The sequence below is a fragment of the Acutalibacter sp. LFL-21 genome (genome assembly GCF_025630755.1).
GTDB lineage: Bacteria > Bacillota > Clostridia > Oscillospirales > Acutalibacteraceae > Acutalibacter > Acutalibacter stercoravium.
Genome location: NZ_JAOTNT010000004.1, coordinates 323,906 through 334,050 on the forward strand (window position 1 = coordinate 323,906; position 10,145 = coordinate 334,050).

A 10,145-nucleotide genomic window follows, 5' to 3' on the forward strand; every position below is an offset into this window, starting at 1 on the left:
GTCTCCCGCCCCCGCATCCTTGGCCGGTCATGCCTTGGAAAAAGCCAAGGCCTTAGTCAACTTCCTTGTAGTCGGCGTCGTAGACATTGCCGTCGCCGCCGTTATCTCCGGGGTTGCCGCCCTGATAGGGAGGCTGCTGGCCAGGCTGGCCGCCCTGGGGCGCCTGCTGCTGGTACAGCTTCTCGCTGGCAGCGTAAACAGCCTTCTGCAGTTCGTCCATGCCGGCCTTGATCTGCTCCACAGTGCCATTCTTCAAGGTCTCCCGCAGGGCCGCCACTTTGGTGTTGATCTCGTTCTTATCGGAATCCTGCATCTTATCGCCGCTGTCGGAAACCAACTTCTCAGCGGTGTAGCACAGGTTCTCGGCGTTGTTCTTGGTGTCCACTTCCTCACGGCGCTTCTTGTCCTGCTCGGCAAACTGCTCGGCGTCCTTCACAGCGCGGTCGATGTCCTCCTTGCTCATGTTGGAGCTGGAGGAGATGGTGATGTGCTGCTCCTTGCCGGTGCCCAGGTCCTTAGCGGACACGTTCACGATACCGTTGGCGTCGATGTCGAAAGTGACCTCGATCTGAGGGATGCCCCGGGGAGCGGGAGCGATGCCATCCAGCTTGAACAGGCCCAGCTGCTTGTTGTCCCGGGCAAACTCACGCTCGCCCTGGAGGACGTTGACCTCCACCTGGGTCTGGCCGTCAGCGGCAGTGGAGAAGATCTGGCTCTTCTTAGTGGGGATGGTGGTGTTGCGGTCGATGATCTTGGTCATCACGCCGCCCATGGTCTCCACGCCCAGGGACAGGGGGGTGACGTCCAGCAGCAGCAGGCCCTGGACCTCGCCGCCCAGCACGCCGGCCTGGATGGCGGCGCCGATGGCCACGCACTCGTCGGGGTTGATGCCCTTAAAGGGCTCTTTGCCGATAAAGTTCTTCACAGCCTCCTGCACGGCGGGGATACGGCTGGAGCCGCCCACCAGCAGCACCTTGCTGATCTCGCCGATGGACAGGCCGGAATCGCTCAATGCCTGACGCACGGGGCCCATGGTCTTTTCCACCAGGTCGGCGGTGAGCTCGTTGAACTTGGCGCGGGAAAGGGTCATATCCAAGTGCTTGGGGCCGGTGGCGTCGGCGGTGATGAAGGGCAGGTTGATGGCTGCGCTGGTCACGCCGGAAAGCTCGATCTTAGCCTTCTCGGCGGCCTCTTTAATGCGCTGCATGGCCATCTTGTCGCCGGAGAGGTCAATGCCCTGCTCGGCCTTAAAGCTGTTCAGAATCCAGTCCATGATCCGCTGGTCGAAGTCATCGCCGCCCAAGCGGTTGTTACCGGCGGTGGCCAGCACTTCCTGCACGCCGTCGCCCATCTCGATGATGGACACGTCGAAGGTGCCGCCGCCCAGGTCGTAGACCATGACCTTTTGGTCGTTGTCCTTATCCACGCCGTAGGACAGGGCCGCGGCGGTGGGCTCGTTGATGATGCGCTTTACATCCAGGCCGGCGATCTTGCCGGCGTCCTTGGTGGCCTGGCGCTGGGCGTCCGTGAAGTAAGCGGGCACGGTGATGACCGCACTGGTGACAGGCTCGCCCAGGTAGGCCTCGGCATCGGCCTTCAGCTTCTGCAGGACCATTGCGGAGATCTCCTGGGGGGTGTAGCTTTTGCCGTCGATGGTGACCTTGTAGTTAGAGCCCATCTCCCGCTTGATGGAGGAGACGGTGCGCTCCGGGTTGGTGATGGCCTGGCGCTTTGCCACCTGGCCCACCATGCGCTCGCCGGTCTTGGAGAAAGCCACCACAGAGGGGGTGGTGCGGGCGCCTTCCGCGTTAGGGATAACAACGGGCTCGCCGCCCTCGATGACAGCCACACAGGAGTTTGTAGTACCCAAATCAATGCCGATTGTCTTTGCCATAATAAACTACCTTCCTTTGTTCTCTAAAATATCGTTACAGGATTTCGTATATGTCAATGTGTTGGACTTGCGCTGTTAGTTGGCCACCTGGACCATGGCGTGGCGGACCACCCGGTCCCCCAGCTTATAGCCTTTCTGATACACGGCGGCGATGACGTTCTCCCCCAAGGACTCATCCTCGATGTGGGCCACGGCGTTGTGCAGGTTGGGGTCGAAAGCCTCTCCCACTTTTCCCATCTCCGTGAGGCCCAGCTTTTCAAAGCAGGCCTGAATCTGGTGCTCGATCATCTCCACACCCTTTTTCATGTCCTCGGCGGAGGCATTCTCCTGGCCCAGGGCCCGCTCGATGTTGTCGGCGATGGGGAGCAGCTCCTTTACGGTATCGCTGACCGCATTGTTGTAGATGGCGCTTTTCTCGTTAGCAGTGCGCTTGCGGAAGTTGTCATATTCCGCAAGCACCCGCAGGTGCTGCTGTTTGTGCTCTTCAAACTCTTTTTGAAGCTTTTGCAGTTCGGTCTCCTCCGGAGGGCATTCCTTTTTTTCAGCCTCCTCCGGCTGGGACGCTTCTGCTTTCTGCTCCTGGGTCTCCGGCGTCTGCTCCGGCTCTTTCTTCTTATCCTTTGCCATGTTCCCGGCTCCCTTCTATAATCTCTATGGATTCAGCGGCCCGGCCGCTGTCATTCATCCTTCATCAAAACAGTGAGCTGCTGCCCCACCTGGGCGGCAACGTATTGCAGGACGGAAGTCACCCGGGGGTAGTCCATCCGAACAGGCCCCAGAACCGCCAGAGCCCCCGCATCCTGCCCGTCCACCAGATAGCGGCTGACAGCCAGAGACGTCTTATCCAGCTCTGGCCGGCCCAGCTCCCTGCCAATGCGTGTGACCACATGCCCCGGACGCTGCCGCAGCAGCAGAACCAGGTCCTCCCGGCGCTCCAGCAAATCCATCACCCGGCGGGCACCCCCGTGCTCCAGCTCGGGGTAGAACAGCAGGTTCATCTGGCCGCCCAGGAACACCTCGGTGCCCATGGTATCCCGCGCCACTTCCAGAAGGGCCCGCATGGGCGCCCCCATCAGGACGTACATCTGCCCCAGGCTGACCCCAATGCCCTGCAGCAGGGCCGGAGTGATATCGGCCACCGCCTTGCCGGCCAGTTTGCCGTTGAACACCCGGAAGAACACCCGCAGGATATCGTTGGTCAAATCGAAGTCACAGTGAAACACCCGGTTCTTCATGGTGCCGGCGGAGCTCATCAGGATAAGCATGGCCGTGCGCCGGCTGGTCTGGACAAACTGCACTGCCTTTACCCGGGCGGCATCCCCGCTGGGGGTGGTGGCGATTCCCACGCACCGGGTCACCCCCGAAAGCAGCCGGGAGGCCCGGCCCAGCAGTTTCTCCGGATCGTAAGAGCCGGAGAGAAGCATGGAGTCAAAAGCGCGCCGCTCCTCTTCCTTCAGCTCGGGAACCTTCATCAGGTGGTCCACATATTCCCGATACCCTTTCTGAGAGGGGATCCGCCCGGCCGAGGTGTGGGGCTGCTCTAAAAGGCCCAGCTCGATCAGGCCGGCCATCTCATTGCGCACCGTGGCCGAGGAAACGCCCACTTCGTCCGCGATGGCCTTGCTCCCCACGGGCTCGCCGCTTTTGATATACCCGGCGACCACGGAGGACAGGATGCGCTCCTTTCGTGGCGTAAGCTCCATGCCTTTCACCTCCGCTGGTTGTTTTAGCACTCTTTTACTTCGAGTGCTAATCCATGCTTATACTGTACCACCTAGGTCAGCAAAAGTCAAGGAGCTTTTTGTAAATTGTTTATGAATGGCCCCAAAGGGAAAAACAGCAGAAAAAAAGCCGCCCACAGGCGGCGTTTCCAACGGGGTTATAATTCTTCGATGACCACTCCCAAGGCAGAGAGCAGGTTTACGGCCTCTGGCAATGAAAAGCGGGCCCCCTTGACACGGTTGCTTTCCAAGGAGAAAAAATACTCCTCCGCGCCACGAAAGTCCGCCCCGGACAAGTCGTTCTGGGCAAAGGAGGTTCCCCCCAAGCGGCACTCCTGAAAGCTGGCCCCCTCCAGATGGCAGCCGTCGAACACACTGCCGGACAAGTCCGTCCGGGAGAAGTTGAAGCTCTTCAGGTCCAAGCCAAAGAACACACAATGGCGCAGGGAGCAGCCGCTCAGGCTGTCGAAGGGCAAAAAGCCCATCTCCCTCTTGCGCTCGTCCAGCAGGGCGGACCAATCCACCCCGGAAAGGGCGCAGTTCTCAAAATCGCAAGAGAACATCTGGCAGCCCCGCAGCTTGGGGGCCGCCACCTTGCAGTCCACAAAACGGCAGCCGGAAAACCGGCAGTTCACCAGGGAAAGCTCTGTAAAACGGCAGCTTTGGAACAGGCAGTCCTCCAGCAGCAGGCCAGAGAGCTCTTCCCCTGCCAGCTCCAGTTTAGAAAAGACCTCTCCGCAATATTCTTTCATAACGGCACCTCCCGGAGGGGCAAGGGCCCTGCCCTTCTGAGTTCTCACACGCTTTCTCACCGCCGGCGCCCGTTGTTGGCACAAGGCCGTTCCCGCAGCACAAGAAAAGCGGCAAGGCCCAGGCCCTGCCGCCATGTGGAGCTACTGGTCAGAATCGAACTGACAACCGGTGGTTGTCCATAAGTGTGGTTTATCTCTCATATCTTCCCCACAAAACATGGGCCCCGGCTTTCCGCCAGGGCCTATGTTCATTTCTGTATTTTCTCTCATTATCCCAACATCGCACCCAGGTCAATACAGCCTACAAATTTGTAGTGAATTTCCACCAGTTGACTTTTAGAGCCGTCTTCGTCCACTTTTTTCTCGTGGACAACAATTTTCTCAATCAGCTCGTTGAGAATGTAGGGCGTGAGCTCCTGAATGTCAGTATACTTCTGAATCAGGGGAACAAACTGCTCAACATTGTCCTGAACCTCCTGGGTGTGGGCTAGCTGCGCAATAAGTTGGTCGCGTTTCTTCTTCAGCGATTCCTGCTCCTTCTCATACCCGGGGGCCATGGCCTGGTATCGGGCTTCGCTAATCTTGCCCAAGGCTTGATCCTCGTATAGTTTAGCAAGGATTTTATCCAGCTCTTCCACACGTTTCTCTGTCTTTTTCAGTTCCCTCCGAGCTCGGGCCGTTTCATCCTTTTCCTTTTCCAGCTTAGCGGAAAGCAGCATTTCCATGTATCGGGAAGACGCTAACTTTGCCACATGCGCGTTGCGGCGGATGTCCTCCAGCACCAGTCGGTTCAGTGTCTGCCAGCCAATGGCATGGGAGGTACACCTCTGCTTGCCGTAATTCTTGTACACCCAGCAGGAAAAGCCCGTATATTTTCCCTTCTTATTGTCGTAGCTGGCGTTGAGAGAAGAACCGCACCCAGCGCACTTTACCAGGCCGACAAAGGGCTGCACGTGGCCGCTGCTGTTCTCCCGGCGCCGGGCCTTCATCATCTGGTGAACGGTGTCCCAGAGCTCCTGGCTCACCAAGGGCTCGTGGGTGTGCTCCACCACGATCCAGTCCGATTCCTCGGTGGCTACCCGGTGCTTATCGAAGAACCCCTTTGTCTTGGTTTTACCAAAGGTCAGCTTCCCCAAATAGACCGGGTTGTTCAAGATGGCCCGCACCGAGGTGGCGTGCCAGTCAAAAGGCTTGCGCCAGTAGTCACTGTGCTTGTAATAGTCCGGATTGTTCTGGTTAAAATAAGCCTGTGGATTGAGAATGTTCCGCTCCCGGAGTATCTTGGTCATCCGCACATATCCAATCCCGTCCGCGAACATTCGGAAAATCTCCTTCACCACCTCCGCAGCTTCCGGATCCACGATAAGGTGGTGGCGGTCTTTGGGATCTTTCTGATAGCCATACGGTGCACGCGAACCAAGGAACATCCCGTTTTTGGCTCTTGCCCGATGGGCCGCCTTTGTCTTTTCTGAGGCTTGGCGCGCATAGAGGGAGTTAATCACGTTAGTAAAGGGAAGGACAAGGTTGTTCAGCCCCTCGCTGGAGTCAATGTTCTCCGCCAGGGAGAGGAAGCGAACGCCTTTCTCCTCAAAGTAGTGCTCAATGTAGAGGCCCATCTGGGCGTACTCCCGGCCAAACCGGGAGAGATCTTTGACAATCACTGTGTTGACCTTGCCCCCTTCTATGTCGCCAATCATCCGTTGAAACGCAGGCCGGTTAAATAATGAGGTGTGATAGCGATAGCGGCAAAAAGCTAATAAAATCAATGGTTTTGCGGACAGCGGATAGACAGGGAATGTGTTAAAAACTGAATACGCACACAAACGGCGTTACCTTAACCCCTTTGGGGGAGAAAGTAACGCCGTTTTTTTATGCCCGCAGGAAAGGAGGTGCAGCCGGAATGTATTTCACAAAGGGCAAGCAGCGGGCGTTTGAATTGCTCATGCAGCAGAAGCCGGGATTTGACCGCTATCAATCCGGTTGTGCCGGAGATGATGAAGATTGCGGCACTTGCCGTTTCTACCGCCCCGGGTGGAAATATGAGTTTTGCGTTTTCAAAGAGTGTCCCTATTGCCCCGGCAAAAGGACGCGGAAAACGCACGCCAGCATGGACAAATAGACGGGCAAAAGCCCTTGTGCCATGCGGCTTTGCAGACGCGAAAACGGCAAAGGGCATATTGCAATACCAAAACAGCCGAAAACGGCTTTCTAATTGTCCACGCATACCAAGAGAGGAAGTGAGGAAATATGGCAGTTTTCAGAGTGGAGCGAAATACGGGATATACCGTTATGAGCAACCACCACTTGCGAAACAAGGAATTGTCCTTAAAGGCAAAGGGCTTGTTGTCGCAAATGCTTTCGCTGCCCGAAGATTGGGATTATACCCTTGCGGGCTTATCCCATATCAACCGGGAGAAGATCGACGCAATCCGCGAAGCGGTAAAGGAACTCGAAAAAGCCGGATATATCGTGCGCAGCCGGGAGCGCGACGAAAAGGGACGCTTGCGGGGCGCAGATTACGTCATATACGAGCAGCCGCAGCCGCGAGAGCCGGAAGCAGCTACCAGCGGCGGACAGCCGCCTATATTGGATTTACCTACATTGGAAAATCCAACATTGGATAATCCAACGTTGGAAAAACCTACGCAGGAAAAACCTACGTTGGAAAATCCAACGCAATTAAATAAAGATATATTAAGTAAAGAACAATCAATTACTGATTTATCAAGTACCGATTCCATTCCTTTCCATTCCCTAAACCCCTTGCCCTTTGCGCATGGCGAAGCGGCTACGCCGCCGGAAAGGAAAAGAACGGAAGCGAAAAGCAATAGCGCAGTAGAGATTTACAGGGAGATTATCAAGGACAATATCGAATACGACCATCTCATTCAAAACTGCAAAATTGACAAAGACCGTTTGGACGAGATTGTTGACCTTATGCTGGAAACCGTCTGCACAGCCCGAAAGACAATCCGTATTGCCGGGGACGACTACCCCGCCGAATTGGTGAAATCCAAGTTTTTGAAGCTGAACAGCAGCCATATTGAGTTTGTTTTGGATTGCATGAGGGAGAACACAACCAAAGTGCGCAACATCAAGCAGTATCTAAAAGCGGTGCTGTTCAACGCGCCGAGTACCATTGACAGCTACTATACCGCCCTTGTCAATCACGACTTATACGGCGGCGAATGAGCATAGCCGCACTTTACCGGGAAAGGAGTTGATACCTTGCAGGAGGAAGTAACCCAAAAAACGATTGCCCTATACGTCAAAGTGGGAAAAGGCGCGGCGCGGCTTACCGAACAGGCGTTACAGAAAGCAATCCAAAAGTTTTTGGAGCAGAAAAGCAAACCCGCGCATGGGAAACAGACCATGCGGCAGCTTATGAAGCAGAACGCGGGTGTTTCCAACATCGAGATCACCGACAGCAATATTAAAGCCTTTGAGAGTACGGCGAAGAAATACAACATAGATTTTTCGCTAAAAAAGGTTAAGGGCGAGCAGACCCGTTACCTTGTGTTTTTCAAAGGCCGGGACGCGGACGTTATGACCGCAGCGTTTCAAGAGTTTTCCGCAAAGAAGCTGAACCGGGAGAAAAATCCCTCTATCCGCAAAGCCCTTGCCGCTGCAAAGGACAAGGCGAAGCAGCTTAACGCCGCCCGCGACAAGGTAAAGAAAATGGACAGGGGGCGCGAGATATGAAGCAGATCAACTACAAAAAGCTGATACTTCCGAATATCCCCTATGTGTTCTTTGTCTATCTCTTTGATAAAGTCGGACAGGCGGTGCGGCTTGCCCCCGGCGCGGATATTTCTGCAAAGATACTGAATATCACACAAGGATTTTCCGCAGCCTTTGAAAACGCCTTGCCGAGCGTTTACCCGTTGGATTTGCTTGTCGGCATTGTCGGTGCGGTGATTATCCGCTTGATAGTCTATGTCAAAGGGAAAAACGCGAAGAAATACCGCAAGGGCGCGGAGTACGGCTCTGCCCGATGGAGTGCATAATTTTAAGTGTAAAGGACACCTATATGGACGCACAGGAGGTTATGCACATGACTGATTATAGCAAAATCACCGCCCTTTACTCCCGCCTTTCCGTGGGCGACGAGGACAGGGACGGCGGCGAGAGCAACAGTATACAAAACCAAAAAATCTTTTTGGAGAACTATGCCAGAGGGCAGCACTTAACCAATATCCGGCACTACATTGACGACGACGAGAGCGGCAGATTTTTTGACCGTTCTGCCTACTCCCGCATGATGGACGATGTGGAGAACGGAAAAATCGGTGTCTGCATTATGAAAGACCTGACGCGCTGGGGGCGCGACTATCTCCAAGTCGGCAACGCTATGGAGATATTCAGACGGAACAATGTGCGCTTTATCGCGGTCAACAACGGGATAGACAGCGAGAAGCCCGACACATTGGAGTTTGCGCCCTTTATCAACATCATGTCGGAGTGGTACGCAAAGGACATCAGCAAGAAAGTGAAAACGGGCATTAAGACGAAGGGCATGAGTGGAAAGCCGATTGCCACCGAAGCCCCCTATGGCTATGTCAAATCCCCGGACAACAAGGATTTTTGGATTATCGACGAGGAAGCCGCCGGAGTTGTCCGTTTGATTTTTCGCCTGTTTCTGGACGGGAAAAACCGAAACCAAATCGCCGTATATCTCACGCAGGCGCAAATCCCAACGCCCACATTCTACATGAAAGAGCGCGGGCGGGGAACCTGTAAAAACAGGGCGCTCAATGAGGCCAACCGCTATAAGTGGAACAAAGCCACCTTGACCCATATCCTCACGCGGCAGGAGTATTGCGGTGATGTTGTCAACTTCAAGACCACAAAGCATTTCCGCGACAAGCGGAACCACTATGTAGACCGGAGCCAATGGCAGATAACCGAAAATGTGCATGAGCCGATTATTGACCGCACCGACTTTGAAACCGTACAGCGGATTTTGGAAAATGCGCCCGTCAAACGCCCCAACGGGGACGGGGAAATCCACCCTTTGTCGGGCTTGCTTTTCTGTAAGGATTGCGGCGCGAAAATGCACATTCGCATAGATTATCGGAATGGCGGCAAGCGTCATGTTGCCTATTGCAGCGAGTACCACAAGGGAAAAGCCAAAAACCCCAAATGCAATTCCCCGCACATCATTGACGCGGATTTGCTCATGCAGACCATCGCGGAAGTGCTGAAGAAAATCGAGGACTATTCTATCAGCAACTGGGCGGAATTTGAAGCCTTAGTGAAAAAGAACCTTGCCATGCAGCAGACCGACAAGACCAAGAAACAGCAGAAGCGTATCCCGCAAATCACGACGCGCCTTGAACAGATTGACAAGGTGCTGAACAAGCTCTATGAGGACAACGCCCTCGGCACGATCCCGCAAGACCGCTATGAGCAAATGTCGCAGAAGTATTCAGAAGAATACTATGCGCTGAAAGCGGAGCTTGCCGAGCTGCAAGAGCAGCTATCCGCTTTTGAGAACGCGGGCGGACGGGCGCAGAAGTTTTTGAAGCTGACGGAACGCTACGCTGCCTTTACCGACCTGACCCCCGCCATTCTCAACGAGTTTATCAGCCGGATTGAAGTGCATGAGCGCGACAAGAAAAGGGCAAAACAAGCCATTCAGCACATCGGGATATATTTCAACTATATCGGCAGATTTGAGAACGAAGTGACACAGCTTGCAGAGCCTACGGAGCAGGAAGTCCGGCAAATGCGGGAGGAAATCGAAGAAGCCAAAAAGGAAAAGAGCCGCGCCTACCA

The 10,145-nt window shown here is 55.0% G+C and carries 9 protein-coding genes and 1 pseudogene; 5 read left to right on the top strand and 5 right to left on the bottom strand.

Going from position 1 to position 10,145, the window contains the following annotated elements; all coding sequences use genetic code 11:
• Positions 1-52: 52 nt before the first annotated feature.
• The 5 genes from dnaK to ODJ80_RS07115 form a co-directional block, all read right to left on the bottom strand.
• Complete coding sequence (dnaK, locus tag ODJ80_RS07095; RefSeq protein ID WP_263041519.1) at positions 53-1,894, bottom strand: molecular chaperone DnaK; 1,842 nt, start codon at positions 1,892-1,894, stop codon at positions 53-55.
• Between the two features lie 75 nt (positions 1,895-1,969).
• Positions 1,970-2,521 (bottom strand): nucleotide exchange factor GrpE, encoded by a 552-nt coding sequence (gene grpE / locus ODJ80_RS07100; protein ID WP_263041520.1) that lies wholly within the window; start codon positions 2,519-2,521, stop codon positions 1,970-1,972.
• Between the two features lie 50 nt (positions 2,522-2,571).
• Entirely contained in the window at positions 2,572-3,597 is a 1,026-nt protein-coding gene (gene hrcA / locus ODJ80_RS07105; RefSeq protein ID WP_178864037.1) for a heat-inducible transcriptional repressor HrcA, read from the bottom strand.
• A 176-nt stretch (positions 3,598-3,773) separates the two neighbouring features.
• Complete coding sequence (locus ODJ80_RS07110) at positions 3,774-4,367, bottom strand: pentapeptide repeat-containing protein (protein WP_263041521.1); 594 nt, start codon at positions 4,365-4,367, stop codon at positions 3,774-3,776.
• A gap of 269 nt (positions 4,368-4,636) precedes the next feature.
• Positions 4,637-6,190, bottom strand: a complete 1,554-nt coding sequence (locus ODJ80_RS07115; protein WP_317619878.1) for a recombinase family protein — start codon at positions 6,188-6,190, stop codon at positions 4,637-4,639.
• A gap of 77 nt (positions 6,191-6,267) precedes the next feature.
• On the opposite strand from ODJ80_RS07115, the gene ODJ80_RS07120 reads away from it, so the two are divergent.
• The 5 genes and pseudogenes from ODJ80_RS07120 to ODJ80_RS07140 form a co-directional block, all read left to right on the top strand.
• The gene (locus ODJ80_RS07120) at positions 6,268-6,486 is read left to right on the top strand and encodes a hypothetical protein (protein WP_002604486.1); all 219 of its coding nucleotides are present in this window, start codon (positions 6,268-6,270) and stop codon (positions 6,484-6,486) included.
• Positions 6,487-6,614: 128 nt separating this feature from the next.
• Complete coding sequence (locus ODJ80_RS07125; protein ID WP_002604485.1) at positions 6,615-7,559, top strand: DUF6017 domain-containing protein; 945 nt, start codon at positions 6,615-6,617, stop codon at positions 7,557-7,559.
• A gap of 36 nt (positions 7,560-7,595) precedes the next feature.
• Positions 7,596-8,069 carry a PcfB family protein gene (locus tag ODJ80_RS07130; protein WP_263041523.1) on the top strand — a complete coding sequence of 158 codons (474 nt, stop codon included), beginning with the start codon at positions 7,596-7,598 and terminating at the stop codon, positions 8,067-8,069.
• Positions 8,066-8,365, top strand: a pseudogene (locus ODJ80_RS07135) (hypothetical protein); the annotation flags it as partial. The gene ODJ80_RS07130 and the pseudogene ODJ80_RS07135, both read left to right, overlap by 4 nt.
• Positions 8,366-8,397: 32 nt before the next feature.
• Positions 8,398-10,145 (top strand): recombinase family protein (locus ODJ80_RS07140; protein ID WP_263041524.1); only part of this gene is annotated, 1,748 nt, incomplete at its 3' end.

Bases quoted from the DNA above. Each gene is read 5' to 3' on its own strand.
- dnaK (WP_263041519.1), bottom strand. From the start codon at position 1,894: ATGGCAAAGACAATCGGCATTGATTTGGGTACTACAAACTCCTGTGTG.
- grpE (WP_263041520.1), bottom strand. From the start codon at position 2,521: ATGGCAAAGGATAAGAAGAAAGAGCCGGAGCAGACGCCGGAGACCCAG.
- hrcA (WP_178864037.1), bottom strand. From the start codon at position 3,597: ATGGAGCTTACGCCACGAAAGGAGCGCATCCTGTCCTCCGTGGTCGCC.
- ODJ80_RS07110 (WP_263041521.1), bottom strand. From the start codon at position 4,367: ATGAAAGAATATTGCGGAGAGGTCTTTTCTAAACTGGAGCTGGCAGGG.
- ODJ80_RS07120 (WP_002604486.1), top strand. From the start codon at position 6,268: ATGTATTTCACAAAGGGCAAGCAGCGGGCGTTTGAATTGCTCATGCAG.
- ODJ80_RS07125 (WP_002604485.1), top strand. From the start codon at position 6,615: ATGGCAGTTTTCAGAGTGGAGCGAAATACGGGATATACCGTTATGAGC.